Below are 20,907 nucleotides of genomic sequence, written 5' to 3'. Positions count from 1 at the left end.
GCGCGCCCGCGACCCGCGAATGACATGCAGCCGCCGCGGACGGTGGGGCGCCGCGGCGACGCGCGTCGCCGTCCGGTCATCGGACCAGGACGGCCTTCCCGCTCAGCAGGCGATCGCCGGCGCGGAGCACGTAGAGGTAGATGCCGCTCGAGAGGTGACTCGGCCGCCAGGTCACGTCGTGCGGGCCGGCCGGGAGACGGCAGGCGACGAGCCGGTCGACCTCGCGCCCGGCCACGTCATAGACCCGCAGGTCGACGAACCGTTCGGTGTCGAGCGTGAAGCGGATCACGGTCGAGGGATTGAAGGGATTCGGCGCGTTCGTGGCGAGGCTGGCCGCGGGCGGCGCGTCTTCGATCCCGGTCGTGCCCGTGATCGCGATCGTGTCGCGATAGGTGTAGCGGTTGTGCGCGCTCACGTCGAGCTCGAGCTCGACGAGCGAGTCGGGGAAGGGCCTCGTCCGGCGCAGGAGGATATAGCCGAGGGGAGTGCCGACGCCCCGGGCGTAGGCGACGCCGTCATGATAGAGGACGGCCAGCGCGCCGGGGACGTTCGGGGCCAGAACCACCATCGATTCCTCCCAGCGATCGATCGAGGCGGGATGCGTGACGCTCATCGCCCGCGGCGTGTCGGTCCACGCGTCGAGGGCGGGGTCGCCGAGCAGGGTGAGCTGGTAGTAGTCGTACCGGAATTCGTCGGCCCGCGAGGTGTCGGAGAGGGCGATCCAGGGAACGATCTCCTCCTTGCAGCGCCGTACCGCGTCCCCGAGGGTGTGATAGCCCTCGCCGAAGACGGCGTCGAAAAACTCCCGCAGGTAGAGATGGGAGGTGCTGCTCGTGGTGCCCGGATCGAGGAAGCCGGCGCGCGAGTTGCCGAAGAACGCGACGGCGCAGTGACGGATGTCCACCATCTTCTCGGCGATGCAGTCGAAGCCGTAGTCGCCCAGCGGGTTGCGGTTGTCGAACGCGGCCGCGTAGCAGCCCACCGTGGCGATGATGACGAGGTTCGCGCTCACGCCGTCGTTGGTGAATTTCGTGTCCCGGACGTCGGACGAGGTGAATTTCAGGGCGGCGTCGGTCATGCAGTGGCCCGAGTGGGCCACCCAGTGGGTGCCGCCGTTGATGATCGGCCACGCGTCCTCCTTGTTCCAGTACTCGTCGCGATCGAAGAGGGTCGCGATCTCCCAGTCGGGCGGTATGCCGGCCGTCGCGAGATCGTTGTGCGTGCACGCGCCGACGAGCTCCTCCAGCTCGTCGGCGCCCCATGTCTCCGGGTGATCCTTCAGCAACTCGCCGAGGAGCAGGGCGCGGCGGACCTGCCCGGCGACCGGCGCCGATCCGTAGAGCATCGCCTTGTCGGCGAACCGCGCCGCGTCGGACGGGTACCTGACGCACGCCCGCCCGACGGCGATCTCGGGGAAGAAGTCCTCTTCGCCCTCCTCGCCCCACCGGCCGTCGCCGTCGGCGTTCCAGTCGCCGTCGAGGGCGGCGTAGTAGACGTCGGCCGGGAGGTTGAACTCCTCATCGTGCTCGTCCGGCACGTGGCAGTAGAAGCTTCGGTGGGGGACGGGCTTGACGTTGCCCGGCGGCCCGTCCGAATCCCCCGCCAGGAGCACGTGCGTGATCCCGCTGTTCACGTATTCGTGGATGATCGCGTTGCGGATCCGCTCGGCCGTGTCGACGCCCGGGAAGAGGGCCTCGATCTGCTCGACGGAGCGGATGCGCGTTCGCATGCCCCGCCGGGTGTGGTGATCGCGGAAGGGGACGAGCGCGTCGCGCAGGCTGTCGCGCGTGACGATGAGGTACTCGTAGTCGTCGGGGCCGCTCGCCGCGAGGAACGTGTCGCCGCCCCCGGGCGCGGCCTCCGGATTGTCGACGATCGCCGCGAGCTGCCGGATCGTTTCGGGATCGGTGCGCATCAGCGCGAGGGCGGCGGCCGCCGCCGCGGCGGGCGCCGTCTCGATCGTGATCTCGATCTCGCCGTACCAGCCGACCGCGCGGTTTTTCGGGCGGTAGGCGAGCGGGCTGATGCAGCCGACCGCGATCGCGTGGCCCCGGAAGAACTGCGTCGTGAAACGGGGTTCGGGGGGATGGACCCACCGGTCGACGCCGTAGGCGGCCGCGTCGAACAGGAACGGCCGCTCGCGAGAGGCGCTCGATCGGATCGGCACGGGGATCTGGATCGGGCGGAGGAGATGCGACCCCTCGAGCTCGCGCCATCCGCGCCGCTCGACCCGGACGCCGGAGACCCCCTCGCCGGGGGGCAGCAAAATCGCCGCGCCGCGGAAGGGGTACCCCGGCTCGCCCGGCCGGCCGCTCTGCACCGTCGAGGAAAACTCGATCCGCGTGAATCCCCCGCCCGCGTCGACGCGGGCGGGCTCGCCGAACCGGTAGACGACCGTGATCTCCGCGGCGCCGGACGGCGCGGCGAGAAGCGCGCCCGCCGCGGCGATCGTTGCGATCACGGCGCGCGCATGGTGCGATCCGTGGATACGTGACATGTATTTTCCATCCGCTATATACGGAGGATAGCCGATGCGGGCGATCGTGGCAACCCTCGTCGTTCCCGCCGCCATCCGCGCGACGCACGGGGCATCGCGGCCGTTCCCGGCGATATTGGCTGATTTTATGCTATGGATTGATCGTCCGGCGGGCCGGCGTTCCGGCGCCGCGAGAACGGAATTCCCCATCGATCACGAGAGGTATGCCGATATGATGCGAATGCCGACGACTCCGCTCACGTGCCTGATCCTGCTCGTCGTATCCATGCTGGCCGTCGCGGGCGACGGCGACGCGATCGAGATCGTCCGCCAGCCGGGGTCGGATGGCAAGGATTCGTACGTCACCAACGCCTTCTCCGGGTGGGATGCGACCAATTTCGGGGACAACGAATATTTCCAGATCATGGGGATCGTCGCGCATTGCGCCGCGTACGTCGAGTTCGACATCTCGGCGATACCGGCCGGCGCGACGGTCAATGCCGCGACCGTCACCCTGTGGGCCGCATATCTCGACGGAACGATCCAGTTCTCGCCGGTGGTCTCCCCCTGGGACGAGATGACGATCACCTGGAACAACCGTCCGGGCAACTGGACACCGACGCTCTCGTACCCGATATCCCGCGGCGCGCCGGACGGGCCCTGCTACTGGGGCTGCGCCCTCTCCTTCGACATCACCGGGATCGTCCAGCAATGGGTCGACGAGTTCAACAACGGGCTGCTCATCACCGCCGACACCGGCTACACCAGCTTCATGATGGCTTCCTCGGACAACCTGACCCACCCGCACCCGATGCTCACCGTCGACTACACGGAGCCGCTGGCCGTCGAGGGATCGACCTGGGGCGCGATCAAGTCGCTCTGCCGGTAGGGCGGGTTCGCGCGTCTCCCCGCCCGTCGTGGAAACGGCTCCGCGCTTCTTCCCGCGGGCGATCCCGCCCGGGAACCACGCATCACGTCGCCGCGCGCGCGGATGCCCGGCGCATCGCGCGCGAAACGGGCGGAATTGACAGGACCCCGTGGTTCCTATAGTATTTCCGGAGGGGATGGCTCGAACCACTGACATTGGAGATGTGACATGGAAGTGTTCCTGATCGGCGGACTCGTCGGGTTCGTCGTCGCCCTCGTGCTGGCGATCGCATGGAGACGGCGTGGCGGGAAGAAATCGCGCGAGCGGGACGTGCACATACATGCCTCGATCGAGGAGATCCGCAGCGTCGGCGAGCTCGTGGTGTTCAAGATGATCACCAAGGAGATCGTCACGGCGGCGGACCACTGGTTCGGCGAATTCGGCAAGCGGTACCTCACGTGGCTCCTCAGCAACAAGAAGATGGCGATGATCTTCGAGTTCGAGATCGATTTCAGGTACGACCTGCGGAGCCCCGAATTCGTCATCGGGGACGAGGGACTCGGCTCCTTCCGCCTGAAGATGCCGGACTGCTTCTACCGGACGCACATACGGGACGTGTACTTCTACGACGAGCAGAGCTCGAAGCTGCTGCCGTGGCTGATTCCCGACCTGCTGAACCGGGCGTTCGGGCCGGGCTTCAACGAGTCCGACAAGAACCGTCTCAAGGAGGAGGCCAAGCAGCAGGCGGGACTCATGGCGAAGGATTTCGTCGAGAAGATGCGCTCCGAGGTGCAGGGATCCGCGAGGAAGACGCTCGAGGCGCTGGGAAAGGCGTTCGGCGCGCGCGGCATCACCGTGGATTTCGGCGACTCGGCGCTGGTCCAGACGACGGTGGAGTCGGTCGCCTGACGGGGATGGGTATGAGATACGGGTTTGTTCTCCCGCTTTTCCTGCTGATCGTCTCGACGATGATCCTTTCGGCATGCGGGGATGAGAACGACATCCTGGAGCCCGGCAACGTGCTGTCGGGGACGGTGACCGACAATTCGGGCATGTCCGGGACCGTGATCGTCGAGATCGACTACAACATCAGGGATATCGCGGATGAGGATGGAAGATGGGCGATCAGCGTGCGCGACTTCTTCTACGTCGATTCACTGTACGCGTATGTCGATGTGGATGGCGACGGCGGGTATGACCAGGGCGAACCGTTCGGTTTCTATCACTCCGCGGACGACGATACGAGGGCGAAGGCGTTCACCGTGAGGAACACGGATGTCGGCAACCTGGATTTCTCCATCCCGTGAAAATCGATGCAGCGGAGGGGCCGGGCCGGGATCGCGGGCGGGCATCGCCTGCATCATTCTTCTTCTGGCGGCGTATGCCGGCGGCGTGCACGTGCCGGCGGCCTGCGCCGCGGCCGCGCGGATCGAGTCGGGCGTGTCGGCCGAACTCGCGGCCGCCAGGAGCGCGGCGGTCTCCGGTCTCCGCTACGCCGTCTTCTACCGGATACCGGCCGAGGGGGAGATCGCCGGGCGGGTCGGGATCCGCTTCCGCGCGCAGGGACTCGACACCCTCGTCCTCGATTTCGCCGGCCCGGCCGTCCATGCCGTCTCCGTCGACGGCGACTCCGTTCCCGTTCTCCATCTCCGCGAGCACATCCTCGTGCCGCTGCCGCCGGGCGACGGGGAGCATCGCGTCGAGATCTCGTTCACCCCGGACGAACGGCCGCTCCACCGCGAGCGCGACCACCTCTACACCCTCTTCGTTCCCGACCGGGCGCGCTTCGCCCTGCCCTGCCTCGACCAGCCCGATCTCAAGGGCCGGTTCACGCTCTCGCTCGAGATCCCTGCCGGCTGGACGGCCGTCGCCAACGCGCCGGCCGGCTCAAACGACGCGGCGGGCGATAAGCGTCTCGTGCGCTTCGGGGAGACGCCGCCCATCTCGACCTACCTCTTCTCCTTCGCCGCGGGGATGTTCCGGCGCGAGGCGGGGGAGCGCGGCGGCCGGCAGATCGGGGTCTTCCACCTCGAGCCCGACTCGGCGCGGATCGCCCGCAACCTGCCCGCCCTCCTCGACCTGACCGCGGCGGCCCTCGTTGGCGTCGAGGAGTACACGGAAATCGCCTATCCCTTCGACAAGCTCGATCTCGTCCTCCTGCCCGTCTTCCCCTACAGCGGGATGGAGCACCCCGGGGCGATCCTCTACCGGGCCTCGCGGATCCTCCTCGACGAGGGGGCCACGGCGCGAGAGGAGCTCGGGCGCGCCTCCCTCGTCGCCCACGAGACGGCGCACCAGTGGTTCGGCGACCTCGTGACGATGCCGTGGTTCGACGACGTCTGGCTCAAGGAGGCCTTCGCGCAGTTCATGGCCGACCGGATCGTCGCGCCGGCGTTTCCGGACGTCGATCACCAGCTCCTCTTCGCGGCGGCGCACCGCCGCGCCCTCGACGACATCGAGCGCACGGCGGGGACCAACCCGATCCGCCAGCCCCTCGAGAACATGGCGCGGGCGGGGGAGATCTACGGGGACGTCATCTACCACAAGCCCCCGGTGATGCTGCGCCAGCTCGAGGAACTCGTCGGGGAGGAGGTCCTGCGCGAGGGGCTTCGCCGCTATCTCCGCCGGTTCAGTTGGGGCACGGCCTCGTGGCCCGATCTCGTCGCCGTCCTCGATTCCCTCGCCGGGGCCGATCTCGCCGCCTGGAGCCGGGCGTGGGTGGAGGAGCCCGGGCGTCCCGTCGTCGAGGTGCGTCTCGCCGGACGGGAGGGGGGCGGCTTCACCGCCATCGAGGCCGTCTCCCTCGATCCGCGGGGGCGGGGGATCGATTGGCCGCAGGCCTTCGAGGTCCGCACCATCCCGTGGTTCCCGACCGACCGGGCCTTCGGCCTGGAATTCACGAATCGCCTGCGCGCGGGGGGGCGGGCGGAGACGCGGCTCATCGAGGCGACGGAGCTCGTGCTGCCCGACGCGAACCTCGAGGGGCTCGGCTTCTTTCCGATGGACGAAGGAAGCATCGCCGCCGCGCTCGGCGGCGCCGTGCCCGAGGCGCCCCTCCACCGGCTCGCCCTGCTCGTCCATCTGCGCGAGGGGATGCTCGAGGGCGGGAATCCGGCCCCGGGGGAATTCCTCGGCTATTGCGCGGCGCAAATCGGGGAGGAGCGCGATGAGATCGTCCTCCAGGCCGCGCTCGACGCCGCCGCCGAGACGAGCCGGCTCTTCCTGTCGATCGACGACCGGACACGGCTCGCCATCCTTCTCGACGGAACGATCATGGCACGTCTCGACGACGAGGCGCCGCCTGCGGTGAAGCTGGCCCTCTTCCGCGCCCTCCGCGCGGTCGCGACGACCGCCGGGGGGGTCGATCTCCTTTGGCGTGTCGAGGCGGGGGAAGAGCCGATAGGGGGGTTCGTGCTCTCGGAGCGCGAGTTGGCGGCGACGGCCCTCGAGCTCGCCGTCCGGGGCGTCGAGGGGTGGCGCGGCATCCTCGACCGGCGCGAGGCCGCGATCGAGAACGACGAGCTCCGCCGGCGTTTCCGGTTCGTCCGGCAGGCCGCATCGCCCGAGGCGGCGGACCGCGCCCTTTTCGCCGCCGCGATCCGCACCGCCGAGGGACGCCGCCGCGAGCCGTGGGTCATCGAGGGGCTCGGTCTCCTGCACCATCCCCTCGGACCGGGCGCGCCGGCGGAGGTCGACACGGCCCTCGCCCTTCTCGAGGAGGTGCGCCGCACCGGGGACATCTTCTTCCCGCGGTCGTGGCTCGGGGCGGCGCTCGGCACGCGGTACTACCCGGGAGCGGCCGAGGCGGCGGCAACCTGGCTCGATGCGCACCCCGGGCTGCATCCGCGCCAGCGCCTCATGGTTCTCGCCGCCGCCGACCGCCAGGCGCGCGCGGCCTCGCTGCGACGCATCGAACTGAGCAGGTAACTCGGGTTGACGGCCGGGAGAATCCTGCTACAATACCGATGTGACCCCGACCAGCCCCTCATTCGACCCCCGCGCCGCTCGCCCGTCCGGCACGAGGCGGCCGGCGCGGCGGACGCGCGGCCGGCGTGCGGCCGGCCCCACGGGAGGTCAACGATGACCGGCGATCGATCGCTCGAACGACTGCCCTTCGAACTCGCCTATCTCGCGCTGCTCACCAGGTACGGCCTGAAACCCCTCTCCAGGTGGGAGGCGGCGCTGTCTCCGGCCCAACTCGACGCGCTCGACGAACTCGGCCTCGAAACGGCCGCGATCGAGCGGCGCACGCTCCTCGGGCGGCGACTGCCGCGGGTTCTCCTCGCCGCCCGGCGCGGGCGGATCGACGCGTATCTCCGCCGGTTCGCGGGGCGCCGCATCGAGCATTCCCCGCGTGTTACGCGGCTCGAGGGCTGGTTTTTCGGCTATCCCTCCTGCTGCGTCGAGCGCTTCGTCGCCCGGCCCTACGTCGAAAACGGCTTTCCCGAGGCCGATCGCCGGATCCTCTTCCACTGGGCCTGCCCCGGGTGCCCCTCGACCGCATCGCTTCTCGACGACTACCGGCGCATCCACCGCGAGACCGGGCAACTCGTCGGACAGGCCGCCTCGCCGGCGGTTTCGAGGCGCGGCCTGCGCGCCGCCGCTCCCTGGGCGGCGGGGATCGCCGCGGCCGCCATCGTCGCCCCGGCCCTCGCCTCGTTTCCCGATCCGCACGCCGCCCTGCCCGCCCCCGACGATCTCGACGGCGACGGGCTGAGCTGGTACGAGGAGACGATTCTCGGCCGCGGCACGGACATCTACGACGGCGACGGCAGCATGTTCGCCGACGGTGTCGACGAGGCGCACCGGCTCCATGCGCTCGTCACTGCGCTGCCGACAACGCCGCGCCCCGACGGGCCCTATCTCGTCGACTACGCGATGGACGGCGTCGAGCAGTGCGCCGTCTGCGGCGAGTGGGTCGGCATGGGCTTCTGGCGGATCGTCGATCCCCGGCGCGAACTCGAGTGCGACGTCCACAAGATCGCCCTGCACTACCTCGAGCACGGGGCGATCGGCTACGAGGGGAGCATGCACGAGGGACGCGTCGACGTCAGGGCGCTCCGGCGCATCCTCTTCGCCGACGATCCGGCGCACGAGGTCGAGGCGATCATCCTCGACACCGACGAGGACGGCCTCGAGGACGTCGAGGAACCCGTCCTCGGCACCGACCGGCTCCGCGACGACAGCGACGACGACGGCGTCGGGGACGGCGCCCAGTGGGCCGGCGACCTCGTCGAGCTGATCGCCGCGCTCCCGCGGGCGCCGCGCGACAACGGCCCCTACATCCTCGAGCACTTCGCCCGTGGCCACGAGACCTGCGAGCGCTGCGGCGAGTCGGTGAACATGGGATTCGTCGAGATCGTGAACCCGCTCGAGGAGATCACCGTCGAGCTTCCCTTCATCGCCCTGCACTACCTCTCGCACGGCCGGTACGTCTACGCCGGCTCCGAGCACGAGTTCGGGCGCGTGCCGCCGACGGTCCTCCGCGCCGCCCTCGAGGGAAACGGGACGTCGCACCGCGTGGCGGTCGCGGGCGACCGCGACGGCGATCTCCTCCTCGACGGCGAGGAGACGGCCCTCGGCCTCAATCCCGACGTCGCCGACAGCGACTACGACGGGACGCCCGACGGTCCCGAGCTGGCCGCGCTGATCTGCGATGCGGTCGACGCGCTCCCGGACGGGCCGCTCGCCGACCGCCGTTACGTCGTGCACCATCCGACATTCGGCGCCTACCAGTGCCTGCAGTGCGGCGAGGCGGTGAACATGGGCGCCATGGAGATCGTCGATCCGATCGCCGGGCGCTCGACGAACCTCTCCTACTACAACCTGCACTTCTTGCGCCGCGGGGGGTTCTCGACCGACCGGGACGATCTCTACGGACGCGCCGACCCGGTCGAGCTGATCGACGTGCTCGGGCTCGATGTGACCGGCTGGGAGCCGGCGCCACCGGCGATCGCCCTCGCGCACGCGCCGAATCCATTCGTCTCCTCGACGGAGATCACCGTGAAGCTTCCCGAGGCGGGGCGGCTCGCCCTCGTCGTCTACGACGCGGCGGGGCGGCGCGTCCGCGTCCTCTTCGACGGCCGCGGGAACCGCGGCACCAACGACTTCACCTGGGACGGCCGCGACGACGCCGGTCGCAACGCCGCCTCCGGCGTCTACTTCCTGCGGATGGAGGCGACGGGCGTCGCCGTCAACCGCAAGATGCTCAAGCTGAAATAGGTCCGGGCCCGTTTTCCAAACGGTCGTCGCATCCTGCGGCCCGCCCTCTCCGGGCGGGCCGCCGCGCGTTTGGGCGCCGCAGCCCGGCCGCGCGGCGGCCGAAAATTTCTCTTGCCAGTCCGGACGATTTGTTTCACGCTGTGCGAAGATAATGGCACCGATAGCCAATCGGTAACGCGTGGACGCGATGTGGGCCGACCGACGGTGACCGCAACCTCGAACGTGCATGGCACGTAAGGGTTCTGAAGGTGACGGGACCGCCGCGGTTGTCGAAGGAGGTGAGAACGGTTTGCTCGGTGGTGTCCATTCGTGACCTTCGACTCGCGTACGGACGGAATATGCAAGGGAGGATCAAGATGAAGAGATTCGTATTCGTCGCGACCGTTTTCGCGATGCTGGCCATCACGACCGCCGCCTTCGCCGCGGAGGGCATGCACTACGGTGTCAAGGTCGGCGGATCGTACAACAAGTTCTGGGGCGACGACGTCGGTGACGAGCTCGCCTGGGGCATCGGTTTCGGTGGCGGCGTCTTCATGTGGTACGAGCTGCACGAGATGTTCGCCGTTCAGCCCGAGCTGCTTCTTGTCTACCGGACGATGAAGTCCGAGGACGTTCTGGTCGCGCTGCCCGACGTGATGGGCGACATCGACTGGAAGTTCATGGACGTCCAGATCCCCGTGCTCGCCAAGTTCCTCATCCCGATGGAGGGCGAGTTCCACCCCAACCTGTTCGCCGGTCCGTATCTCGGCTTCAACGTCTCGGCCAAGGCAGAGGTTGACGGCGGCGACTCCGAGGACATCGAGGACTACAAGGCGCTCGACTACGGCGTGGTTCTCGGCGGCGGCTGGGAGTACGGCATGGGCGATTCCGGGATGCTCACGATGGACATCCGGTACCTCATGGGCCTCGCCTCTCTCGACGACAGCGACGACGAGGCGGATTTCAAGAACCAGGCGATCCAGGTCCATTTCGGCTGGGCGTGGTAACGGCGCTCGCCGACGACTGATCGATTTCTGCGGGGCGCCGGCCGCCTGTTCGTTCCCCCGGCCTTCGGGGACACGGGGAACGGGGCCGGCGCCCCTCTGTTCGTCTCCCCGGCGCGGCGGCATCCGCCGGCGCGGAGCGAAGGCGATGTTCGGCGATCTCCTCTCCATCCACGACATCCCCCTCTTCATCGACAAGCTCCGCCAGCGCCGGCTCGGGCATCTTCTGCCCAACCTCCTCCGCGGCCGGTCGATCAAGAGCTGGAACCATCTCTCTTACGAGACGAGGAACTGGTGGGATATCCCGGCCGTGATGGCCCGGTGGAACCGGATGGTCACCGGCGACCCCGGCGTCGAGTACCTCGCGCACCTCCTCGACACGCGCCTCGCCCACCTCGACGGGATCCGGGCGCTGACCGTGGGGTGCGGGACGGGCTACCGCGAGCTCGAGCTCGCCGCGACGGGGCGCTTCGGCCGGATCGACGCGATCGACCGGAATGCCGCCCGCATCGCCCACGCGCGGAAGAAGCTCGCCGGGACCGGCGCGGAAGAGACCGTCCGCTATCTCATCGGCGACGTCTGTCGGCATCCCCTCGGGGAAGAAACCTACGACCTCGTCATCGCCGAACAGTCGCTGCATCACTTCCATCCCCTCGATCACGCCGTCCGGCGGCTCGAGCAGGCCATCCGTCCGGGCGGATGGCTCGTTTTCAATGAGTATGTCGGCCCGGCGCGTTTCGCGTGGACCGACTCGCAGATCGCCGCCGTCGACACGCTGCTCGCCGCGCTTCCCGAGAGCTACCGGCGGCAATGGCGGAGCGGGCGGGTGAAGCGGCGGGTCCATCGGCCGGGGCGCCTCGCGATGATCCTCTGGGACCGGAGCGAGGCGGTCGAGTCCGACCGGATCCTTTCCCTGCTCCGCGAGGCGTTCGCCGAGGTCGAGACGCGCGGCTACGGGGGAACGGTCCTCCAGCTCCTCTTCAAGGACATCGCCCACAACTTCCGCGGCGACGACGCCGAGACGCGCCGGCTCCTCGGGGTCTGTTTCGATTTCGAGGACCGGCTCATCGCCGCGGGCGCCCTCGGCCACGATTTCGTCACGGGACTCTGCCGGAAAGCGGAATAGGCGGCTGAAGGAACGCCGGACGAGCGGCAGCTGCACGGTCCGCCGGTCTCGCCGCCCCGCTCAGGTGATCGCCTGGCGGCCGGCGGGAACGCGTTCGTATTCGCGCGTCTCGACGATCTCGCGCAGCGCGAGGACGACGCGCCGGACCTCTTCGAATGTGTTGTAGAGGGCGATCGGCGCGATCCGGATGATGTCCGGCGGCCGGAAATCGGTGACGATCCCGCGTCCGACGAGCGCCTCCTTGATCCGGAGCGCCTCCTCGTCGCGCGCGAGGGCGATATGCCCGCCGCGGCGCGAGGCCTCGCGGGGCGTGACCACCCTGAACCGGCATGGCTCCGGGGCGAGGAGGGTGTCGGCGAGCTCGACGAGATAGCCGGTGAGACGCAGCGATTTCCTGCGGATCGCCTCGATCCCCGCCTCGCGGATCACGCCGAGCGATCCCTCGACCGCGCCCATGCCGAGGGCGGAGGGGGACGAGATCTGCCACCCGCCGGCGGCCCGTTCGTGTTCGAAGCGGGGCGAGAGGTCGAACTGCCGCTCCTTCACGCAGCCGAACCACCCCGGCAGACCGGGGCCGCGATCGGCGTGGCGGCGGTTGAGGTAGAGGAAGGCCGGCGATCCCGGTCCGCCGTTCAGGTACTTGTAGCTGCACCAGACGGCCATGTCCACCTCCCACTCGTCGAAGCGATGCGGGACGGCGCCGACGGCGTGGCTGCAGTCGAAGCCGGCGAGGGCGCCCCGCGCCCTCGCCTCCCGCGCGAGCCGCGGGAGGTCGAGGAGCTGGCCGCTCCGGTAGAGGACGGCGGAAACCCAGAGGAGCGAGGTTTGTTCGTCGATGGCCGCCGCGATGAGGTCCTCGTCGACGATGCCGTCCGCCGCCGCGGAGACGAGGACGAGGTGTTCGTCGGGATCGAGTCCGCGGAGGGCGATCTGGCCGCGCAGGGCGTAGATGTCGGTGGGAAAGTCCGGTTCGAGGGCGACGATGCGCGTCCGTCCCGTCTCGGGCCGGTAGAAGGATGAGACGAGGGCGTGGATGTCGAGTGTCGTCGTTCCGGTCGCGACGACTTCGTCGGGGGCCGCGCCGACGAGGGGGGCCGCCGCCGCTCCGAGTCGCTCGCCCCACGTGAACCACGGCGGATCGCCGTCGAGCCAGCCGCGGATCGCGAGTTGCCGCCAGTCGTCGAGGGCCCCCTCGATCCCCGCAGCCGCCTCGCGGCAGAGGAGGCCGAGAGAGTTGCCGTCCATGTAGATCGTCCCCGGCGGGATCTCGAAGCGTTCGCGGAACCGGGCCAGGGGGTCCGCCGCGTCGAGTTCGCGGGCATGCGCCTCGCTCGTGTCGATCGTGCCGCTCATCCGTTCCTTTCGTCCTGGACGCCGCCCGGCGGGACGGCGCCGCAGCCGGCCGTCGCGGCGATGATACCCCGTCCGCCCCCGGCATGCAAACCCCGATGAAGACGGCGCGCCGCGTCTTCCGCCGGGCGGCCGGTCCAGGAAACGGAAAGATTCGAATTGGAAGACGCGCGCCCATGCAGTAGAATACTGCTTCCGGAGCGCTCCGGCGGGCGCTCGCCGACCGTTGCGATCGCCGGCCGCACCGGCGCAGGGGGGAGCGAAACGGCATGCTGCCGCATCTTCATCCGTCATTCGTGAGGAACGTCGTCTATCCGCTCTACCGCGGCATCCGCGGCGACCGCGTCCTCGACCGGCTGCGCGAGCTGGAGCGTTCGCAGTGGCTGCCGCGCGAGGAGCTCGACGAGATCCGCTGGCGGAAGCTCGCCGCGCTCCTCGAGAAGGCATCGATCCACGTTCCCTACTACCGCGACCTTTTCCGCGAGAACGGGATCGCGCCGGGAGGCATCCAGTCCCTCGGCGACTTCGCCCGACTGCCCTTCCTCGACAGGGAGATCGTCCGCCGCGAGAAACGCCGCCTCGTCACCGAGGATCCGTACCGGCGGGGCTATCCCTCGAGCACGGGCGGTTCGACGGGCGAGCCGATGTTCTTCTGGCGAGACCGCGCCGCCGGCCCCGTGCGCCGTGCGAACACCCTGCGCGGCTACCGGTGGGCGGGCGTCGACATCGGCGACCGCCACGCGGTCCTCTGGGGACGGCGCCTCGACGTCTCCTCCCGCGAGCGGTTCGCCGAGGGCATGAGGAACTGGTTCAACAACGTCCTCTTCCTCTCGAGCCTCGACATGTCGCCCGACTCGATGCGCCGCTACGCCCGGCTCCTGCGCCGGTTCCGGCCGCATCTCGTCGTCGGGTATCCGTCGGCCCTCGCCCTCTTCGCCGACTTCTGCAAGCGGGGCCTCCTGCACGTTCCGGCCCCCCGCGCCGTCGTGACGAGCGGCGAGCGCCTCTACCCCGAGCAGAAGGCGGCCATCGAGGACGTGTGCCGCGCTCCCGTCTTCGACCGCTACGGGATCAGGGAATTCTCGAACGTCGCCCAGGAGTGCGAGGAGCACAAGGGGCTGCACGTCTTCAGCGATCTCTTCCACGTCGAGATCATCCACGAGAGCGGACGGCCGGCGCAGAGCGGGGAGGTGGGAGAGATCGTCGTCACCGACCTGCTGGACTACTACATGCCCTTCATCCGCTACCGGACGGGGGATCTCGCCGTCCCCACCGAGCGGAGCTGCCCCTGCGGACGCGGGCTGCCTCTCCTGGAGCGGATCGAGGGGCGCACCTACGACACCGTCGTCACCGCCGACGGCAGGTCGATCGGCGGCTTCTTCTGGTCCTGGCTGTCGCGATACGTGCCGGGGATCGACCGCTTCCAGATCGACCAGCGCGACCGCGCGGGGATCACCTTCCGGATCGTCCCCGGGCCCGGCTGGCGCGACGAACACAAGGAGATGCTGCGGGACAGGATCCGGAAGGAGATCGGCGCGGATTTCCGCGTCAACTTCTCGATCGTCGACGACATCCCCCGCACGCCGGCGGGCAAGTCGAAGTTCATCGTCTCGAGGATCGAGGAGCGCCTCGTGGTCAAATCGAAAATCCACAAGGCGTGGGTGACCGAGGAGCGGCCGGAGGAGATCGACTGCCTCGTCATCGACGGCGAGCTCATGGATTACGGCGACATCGCCCCGATGGAAAAGGTGCTGATCGTCGACGCGACGAACGGCTCGCGGATCGAGACCTTCGCCGTCCGCGGAAAGCCCGGGAGCGGCGTGATCGCCGCGGGGGGAGCCGTGTCGAGGCACGTGCGCGCGGGGGACGAGATCGGGATCATGGCCTTCGCGTGGTCCGACGGGAGCGACCATTCATTCAGCAACATCCTCGTCGACGAAAAGAACCGCTTCGTCAGGCATCTCACCGAGAAACCCGGCATGAAGCTCTAGGGCGCCCGATCCCTTTCCACGGACGGCCAATTGTACTATATTTGCCGTGTGCGGCGGAGGGGCTCCGCCGCGGGGAGCGAAGTCGATGAAACGGATGATGCTGAAATCGATGATCCTCCGGGCCACCGTGACGCAGGCCGACCTGCGGTACGTCGGCTCGATCACGATCGACGAGGATCTCATCGAGAAGGCGGATCTCAGCGAGCACGAGAACGTCCTCGTCGTCGACCGCACGAACGGCAACCGCCTGCAGACCTACGTCATACGGGGCGAGCGCGGGAGCGGTGTCGTCTGTATCAACGGCGCAGCGGCGCATCTCGTCACCGAGGGCGACCGCGTCGATATCATGGCCTTCACCTGGTCGTCGGGAGAGGTCGATCCCCTGTTCATCGACGTCGACGAAGGCAACCGGTTCGTGCGGTACGCCGGATCCGGAGCGGTGTGATCCGTCCCTTCCGGGCGGGGGAGGAAGACCGGTGCTGCGAAGAAACGTCACGCTCTTCTCGCTACGGGGGATCCCGGTCGAACTGAACATCAGCTGGGTCCTCATCCTCGGTCTCATCACCTGGACCTTCGCCAACGGCTACTACCCGGAGAACTACCCCGGCCTCTTCTCGCCTTCCGGCCGGTGGCTGATGGGTTTCTTCACGGCGATCCTCCTCTTCACCTCGATCCTCCTGCACGAGTTCAGCCACTCCATCGTCGCGGTGCGCGCCGGGCTGCCGATCAGGCGCATCACCCTCTTCATGTTCGGCGGGGTGGCGCAGATGGAGCGCGAGGTCGACGACCCGGTCCTCGAGATGCGCATGGCCGCCGCCGGCCCGCTCATGACCCTGCTGCTCGCGATCGTCTTCTACGGGATCTCGCTCGTCGCGGACGCCGTGCCGGCCGTCTCCGTGCTCGCGCGGTCGCTCGCGGACGTCAACCTCGGCGTGCTCGTCTTCAACCTCGTGCCGGGGTTTCCGCTCGACGGCGGCCGGATACTCCGCTCGGTCATCTGGTGGAGGACGGGCGACCTGAAACGCGCGACGCGGATCGCCTCCCGGATCGGCGGGTTCTTCGCCCTGCTGCTGATGGGGCTCGGTTTGTTCACCTTCGCCTGGTACGGCTCGCTGATCGGCGGGATGTGGCTCATCTTCATCGGCTTCTTTCTCCGCCAGGCCGCGCGGAGCGGCTACGTGATGGTCGCGTTCAAGGAGTCGCTGCAGGGTCTCCGGGTGGCGGACTTCATGCGGGACGACCATGTCACCGTCGACGTCTCGACGGATCTCGCGACGCTGGTCGACGACTTCTTTCTCCGGCACCACGCCTCCTCCTTCCCCGTCGTCCGGGACGGCCTGCTCGTCGGCATCGTCACCCTCGGCGATCTCAAGGGCGTGCCGCGCGAATCGTGGCCGGGAACGACGGCGGCGGAGATCATGAACCGGAGCGTCGCCCCGAGCGCCGTCCACCGGCTCGATCCGGCCGAGCGCCTCGTCGGGCTCGTCATGCGCCGGGGGAGCGACCGGCTTCCCGTCGTCGACGACCGCGGCGCCGTCATCGGGATCGTTACCCGCCGCGACGTCCTCCAGACGATCGACGTCCTCTCCACGATCGGGGAATAGCCCCGCATCCCGCCCCGGAACCCGTCACGTTCTCCCGGCGATCGCCCGGGGGGGCTCTGAAAGAGAATCGGCGAGGCGCTCGATTCGCGCCCCGCCGATTGACGGATCGTCGTTCTGCTCGAGCCTATGTCCCCGACTCCGCCTCGGGCTCCGGTTCCGGCGCCGGGCGGTTCTCCTCGAAGACGGCGTCCTCGATCGGCGTGTCGTACTCCATCGAATCCCACCGGTACTCCGACTCGAGCACGCCGCCGGCGTAATGGAGGACGTGGAAGGCGAGCTTCATCCTGCCGACCGGGCGATAGTCGTCGTAGAGGGAGACGCTGGCCCCGCCGTCCTCGACGAGGCGCCGGAGCATCCCGCTCTCCCGGTCGAAATCGAAGAAGACGGTGTCGCCCTCGTGGACGCAGCCGATGCGTTCGATCGACGCGGCCGCCAGCAGCGAGTCGTCGGCGACGTCGGCGACGAGGAAGAAGGTATCCGCCTCGCCGGCGTACCAGGCGAGGCCGTCGACCCTCTCCAGGTACCCCTCGAGGTTCTCCGCGACGCGGGGGTGCCGGCGTTCCTGCATGTTGACGACCATCCACGCGTCGTCGCCGTTCAGGTAGTAGACGTAGTAGAAGGGGTGGTCGAACGCGCTGAAATCCTGGTCGAGCCTGACCCGGTCCGGCTTGGCGACGTGCGAGGTCACCTGCGCGTTCAGCGTTCCCCACCCGGGGCGTTCCTGGGTCAGGTGTCCGCGCTCGATCCTCGTCGTCCAGCCGCGGAGCCGGTCGAGCCCGCCCATCTTCTTCACCGCGCGCATCACGACCCGTTTCGCCGGGTCGGTCTCCTCGCGCTCGCACGCGGCCGCGAAGACAAGCACGGCGGCGAGGGCGAGGAGCGCGGGTATCGCGTATCTGCGTCTTGTTCTCACGATCGTCCTCCCTCGTTTCAGGCCGACAGCTCCCGGTGGGCCTCGATGAGTTTCGCTCGGACGGCGATTTGGTGCGTGCAGGCGCTCTCGCAGGGCGCCGCGCATCCGGCGCAGCGCACGGCGGTCCGTTCCGCGGGGAGCTTCGCGTAGAGCCCCATCGCGTACTTCTCCCGGCTGTAGGAATGGAAGTACATGCGATAGCGGAGGATGTCATGGATCGGCACGTCGTGCGGGCAGGCGCCGAGGCATCCGTCGCAGCCCGGCCGGCAGTAGTCGCGCGAGAGAAGCCCGCAGTAGCCCTGCAGCACCTCCCGTTCGCGCATCGAGAGCTCGGGGTTGCCCGAGGCGGAGACGTATTCGTTCACCTGCTCGATCGAGCGCATCGTGATGGAGATCGTGTCGATCCCCGGCTGCGCGAGCAGCCACTTGAGCAGCGCCTGCCGCGCCGTCCGGCCCTCGGTCCGGTACTTCGAGTAGTCGATGATCCGGGCGGCCGAGAGGGACTTCATCGCGACGACGGCCACGCCCTTCTCCCTCGCCTTCGCGAGGACCGGCTCGAGCCCCTTCGTCATGAAGTTCATCCCCGGCATGATCATGTCGATGTTGGTGTTCTCCAGCATCCAGGTGAACTCCTCGATCATCTTCGGGCCGTGCGAGCTCGCCCCCCAGAACCGGATCTTGCCCTGCGAGCGGGCCTTCTCGAAGGCGGTGTAGATGTTCTCGTTCCGGATGCGGGCAGCGTCGCCGAGGTTCGGATCGCCGATCGAGTGGATCAGGCAGCAGTCGATGTAGTCGGTGTTGAGCCGTTCGAGGCTCTCCTCGATCCCCGTCATGAGATCGGCGACCGACACGGTCGCCGTGACCAGCGGCGGATCGAGCTTCGTCGTCACGAAGAGCCTGTCGCGCTTCGCGGGAAAGATCTGGCCGATGACCTTCTCCATGTCGTAGTACTGGCGGGCCGTGTCGACGTAGTTGATCCCGCGGTCCATCGCGTATTCGAGGAGGGAGGGTTCCTGCATCATCGCGTTGCCGAAGGCGATATCGGAGACCTTCCAGCCCGTCTTCCCGAGGGGCCGGAAGTCCCTGATCCGCGGCGCGTCGTCGCCGCCCTCCTCCGCGGCGAGCCGTCCGGCGGTCACGGGGAGACTGAGACCGGCGCCCACGACGGCTGCCATTCCACCGCCGATGAACGAGCGCCGCGAGAGCTTCCGCTTTTCCTTGTCCATGTCGCGCACCTCGCTTTCTGCTCGGTTATTCCGCTTCTTCGAGGTCGAGCCCGTAGCGCTCGCTGATGTCGAGCGGCGGCAGCGGGCCGTCGAGGGGCTGCAGGTTCTTCACGTACCAGTCGTACCAGTCCAGGTGCCTGTACAATACGTCGATGCGCCCCGGTTGTTTCCGGTTGCCGTGGCCCTCGCCGGGGTACTGCACGAGGCGGACGGCGGGGTGGTCGTTCATCTTGAGGCGCCGGTAGAACTCGAGGCTCTGCGAGGGATGCACGCGCGGATCGGCCGCGCCCCCGAGGATGAGGACGGCCGACCGGCTCTTGTGCGCGTGGAAGACCGGGCTGCGCTCGAGGCTGAACGTCCACATCTCCTCGAGCTTCTTTCCCGAGTGGACGTAGAGCTCCTCCCAGGGGATGTCCGTCGTGCTCCGCTTGGAGACGAGATCGCTGATCCCGACGAACATGCAGACGGCGCGGACGCGGTCCGTGTAGTAGGTGGCGAACCACGCCGCGGCGTACCCGCCGTACGATCCGCCGCCGAGCCCCACGCGGTCGCGGTCGGCGATCCCCTCGCCGACCAGCCAGTCGATCCCGTCGGCGATGTCGTCGAACTCGCGTCCCGCCGCGTCCATGTAGCCGGCGAGCGCGAACTCGAGCCCGTACCCCGTGCTCGCCCGGTAGTTGGGATAGAAGACGACGTAGCCCCTGCCGGCGAGCACCTGCGCGGGATTGAAGTAGCCCGTCAGCCAGCCGTTCGTGTAGTGCGATTCGGGGCCGCCGTGGACGGACACGACGAGCGGGTAGCGCCGGCCCTCCTCGTATCCGACGGGGTAGACGAGGATCCCCTCGATCTCGAGGCCGTCGCGGGCGGCGTACCGCACGACCTCCTGGCGGCCCAGGTCGCGTTCGTCGATCCAGGGGTTGAGCGTGGTGAGCCGCGTCGGCTTCCTCGCCCCGCGTTTCCAGTGCCAGAGGTCTCCCGGGATCCCCGGCGAGGAGGCGGTGAACGCGAAATGCCGGAAGTCGGCGGTGACGTCGGGCGCAGCGAAGACGAGGCCGATCTCCTTCCCGTCGAGGATCGTCGATCGCCTGCCGCCGGCGGCCGGAACGGTGTTCAGCGTGTTCCAGGCGCCCTCGGCGGCGAGAAAGCAGACCGTCGACCGGTCGCGCCAGCCCACGCGGGTCACGTGGCCGCGGAAGCCCGGTTCGGTGAGATTGCGCGCCTCGCCCCCCGCGACGTCGATCACGAACGCCTGGCTGACCGCGTGGTCCTTCCGCTCGATCGCCGCGGCGTAGGCGAGCATGCGGCCGTCGGGGCTGAACGCGAAGTTGCCCAGCTTGCCGGGATTGTCGGTGAGGCGGCGCATCGCGCCCGTCTCGACGTCGACGACATGGATCGTGCGGAACATGTACGAGTGGTCGACGAGGTTCTTCGGCGAGATCGCCGCCGCGATCGTTTCGCCGGAGGGGGCGAACTCGAAGCTCCAGACCGTCGCGCCGTCGGTGAGTCGCCGCGCCTCGCCGCCGCCGCCGGCCGCGCCGATGTAGAGGTTGCGGTGCTGGAGGTTCTCCTCGAAGAAGATGAACCCGTACCCCTTCTCCTCGAGCGTCTTCTCGCGCGCCGGCTTCGGCTCGGTCGCGATCCAGGCGATCAGGTCGCCGCCGGGGTGCCAGCGGAAGTCGATGACGCCCGTCGGCGAATCGGTCGCCTGCTTCGCCTCGCCGCCGTCGACGGGGATCGTCCAGACCTGGGTCTTCGCCTCCTTGCCGCGGGCGAGGAGAAAGGCGATGCGCGTCCCGTCGGGGCTGAAGCGGGGTGACCGGGCGTTGACCTTCCCGGTGACGAAGGGGCGGAGCTCGCCGTCGGCCGTCGAGGCGAGCCACAGCTCGCTCCAGGCGCCCCCCGGCTCCTCGCCCGCCTCGCGGGGCACGGAGACGGTGAAGGCGATCCTGCGGCCGTCCGGGGCGATCGCCGCCGCGCCCGCGCGGCGCACGGAGAGGGCGTCCCCGGCGGTGAAGACGCCGCCCGCCGCCGACGCGGCGAGGAGGGCCGTTCCGCAGAGGGCGAGCAGGAGAAGACGGGTTGTTCCTGGTGCGGTTCTCATCGATTCTGCTCCCTTCGGGCGGGGTGTGCGGATCGTCGCGGAACGGT

15 protein-coding genes are annotated in these 20,907 nt (G+C 68.9%); 10 read left to right on the top strand and 5 right to left on the bottom strand.

What is annotated here, in order from left to right; all coding sequences use genetic code 11:
• Positions 1-76: 76 nt before the first annotated feature.
• Positions 77-2,497: a T9SS type A sorting domain-containing protein gene (locus JW876_06115; protein MBN1885080.1), complete on the bottom strand. Its 2,421-nt coding sequence runs from the start codon at positions 2,495-2,497 to the stop codon at positions 77-79.
• A gap of 211 nt (positions 2,498-2,708) precedes the next feature.
• On the opposite strand from JW876_06115, the gene JW876_06110 reads away from it, so the two are divergent.
• From JW876_06110 to JW876_06080, 7 genes are all read left to right on the top strand, one after another.
• Entirely contained in the window at positions 2,709-3,365 is a 657-nt protein-coding gene (locus tag JW876_06110; protein ID MBN1885079.1) for a DNRLRE domain-containing protein, read from the top strand.
• Between the two features lie 207 nt (positions 3,366-3,572).
• Positions 3,573-4,253: a DUF4230 domain-containing protein gene (locus JW876_06105; protein MBN1885078.1), complete on the top strand. Its 681-nt coding sequence runs from the start codon at positions 3,573-3,575 to the stop codon at positions 4,251-4,253.
• A gap of 11 nt (positions 4,254-4,264) precedes the next feature.
• Entirely contained in the window at positions 4,265-4,651 is a 387-nt protein-coding gene (locus tag JW876_06100) for a hypothetical protein (GenBank protein ID MBN1885077.1), read from the top strand.
• Between the two features lie 91 nt (positions 4,652-4,742).
• Positions 4,743-7,271 carry an aminopeptidase gene (locus tag JW876_06095; GenBank protein MBN1885076.1) on the top strand — a complete coding sequence of 843 codons (2,529 nt, stop codon included), beginning with the start codon at positions 4,743-4,745 and terminating at the stop codon, positions 7,269-7,271.
• 153 nt (positions 7,272-7,424) lie between these two features.
• Entirely contained in the window at positions 7,425-9,566 is a 2,142-nt protein-coding gene (locus tag JW876_06090) for a T9SS type A sorting domain-containing protein (GenBank protein MBN1885075.1), read from the top strand.
• 356 nt (positions 9,567-9,922) lie between these two features.
• Complete coding sequence (locus tag JW876_06085; GenBank protein MBN1885074.1) at positions 9,923-10,552, top strand: PorT family protein; 630 nt, start codon at positions 9,923-9,925, stop codon at positions 10,550-10,552.
• A gap of 145 nt (positions 10,553-10,697) precedes the next feature.
• Positions 10,698-11,675: a methyltransferase domain-containing protein gene (locus JW876_06080; protein ID MBN1885073.1), complete on the top strand. Its 978-nt coding sequence runs from the start codon at positions 10,698-10,700 to the stop codon at positions 11,673-11,675.
• A 60-nt stretch (positions 11,676-11,735) separates the two neighbouring features.
• On the opposite strand, the gene kynU is transcribed toward JW876_06080, so the two are convergent.
• On the bottom strand, positions 11,736-13,028 hold the full coding sequence (gene kynU / locus JW876_06075; GenBank protein ID MBN1885072.1) for a kynureninase: 1,293 nt from the start codon (positions 13,026-13,028) through the stop codon (positions 11,736-11,738).
• 266 nt (positions 13,029-13,294) lie between these two features.
• On the opposite strand from kynU, the gene JW876_06070 reads away from it, so the two are divergent.
• The 3 genes from JW876_06070 (at position 13,295) to JW876_06060 (ending at position 16,620) form a co-directional block, all read left to right on the top strand.
• Positions 13,295-15,016, top strand: a complete 1,722-nt coding sequence (locus tag JW876_06070) for an aspartate 1-decarboxylase (GenBank protein ID MBN1885071.1) — start codon at positions 13,295-13,297, stop codon at positions 15,014-15,016.
• Between the two features lie 85 nt (positions 15,017-15,101).
• On the top strand, positions 15,102-15,461 hold the full coding sequence (locus JW876_06065; GenBank protein ID MBN1885070.1) for an aspartate 1-decarboxylase: 360 nt from the start codon (positions 15,102-15,104) through the stop codon (positions 15,459-15,461).
• 31 nt (positions 15,462-15,492) lie between these two features.
• Positions 15,493-16,620, top strand: a complete 1,128-nt coding sequence (locus tag JW876_06060) for a site-2 protease family protein (protein ID MBN1885069.1) — start codon at positions 15,493-15,495, stop codon at positions 16,618-16,620.
• Positions 16,621-16,744: 124 nt separating this feature from the next.
• Here JW876_06060 and JW876_06055 read toward each other — a convergent pair whose 3' ends face one another.
• Genes JW876_06055 through JW876_06045 form a run of 3 tightly spaced genes read right to left on the bottom strand, consistent with a single transcriptional unit; the run spans position 16,745 to position 20,860 of the window.
• Positions 16,745-17,533, bottom strand: a complete 789-nt coding sequence (locus JW876_06055; GenBank protein MBN1885068.1) for a hypothetical protein — start codon at positions 17,531-17,533, stop codon at positions 16,745-16,747.
• Between the two features lie 17 nt (positions 17,534-17,550).
• Positions 17,551-18,759 (bottom strand): aldo/keto reductase, encoded by a 1,209-nt coding sequence (locus JW876_06050; GenBank protein ID MBN1885067.1) that lies wholly within the window; start codon positions 18,757-18,759, stop codon positions 17,551-17,553.
• Positions 18,760-18,784: 25 nt separating this feature from the next.
• Positions 18,785-20,860 (bottom strand): S9 family peptidase, encoded by a 2,076-nt coding sequence (locus JW876_06045; protein ID MBN1885066.1) that lies wholly within the window; start codon positions 20,858-20,860, stop codon positions 18,785-18,787.
• Between the last annotated feature and the right edge of the window lie 47 nt (positions 20,861-20,907).

The organism is Candidatus Krumholzibacteriota bacterium, assembly GCA_016931295.1.
In the GTDB taxonomy this organism is placed as follows: Bacteria; Krumholzibacteriota; Krumholzibacteriia; order Krumholzibacteriales; family Krumholzibacteriaceae; genus JAFGEZ01.
The sequence above is the reverse complement of the archived record's forward strand: the minus strand, read 5'-3'. Positions and strand labels throughout refer to the sequence as shown.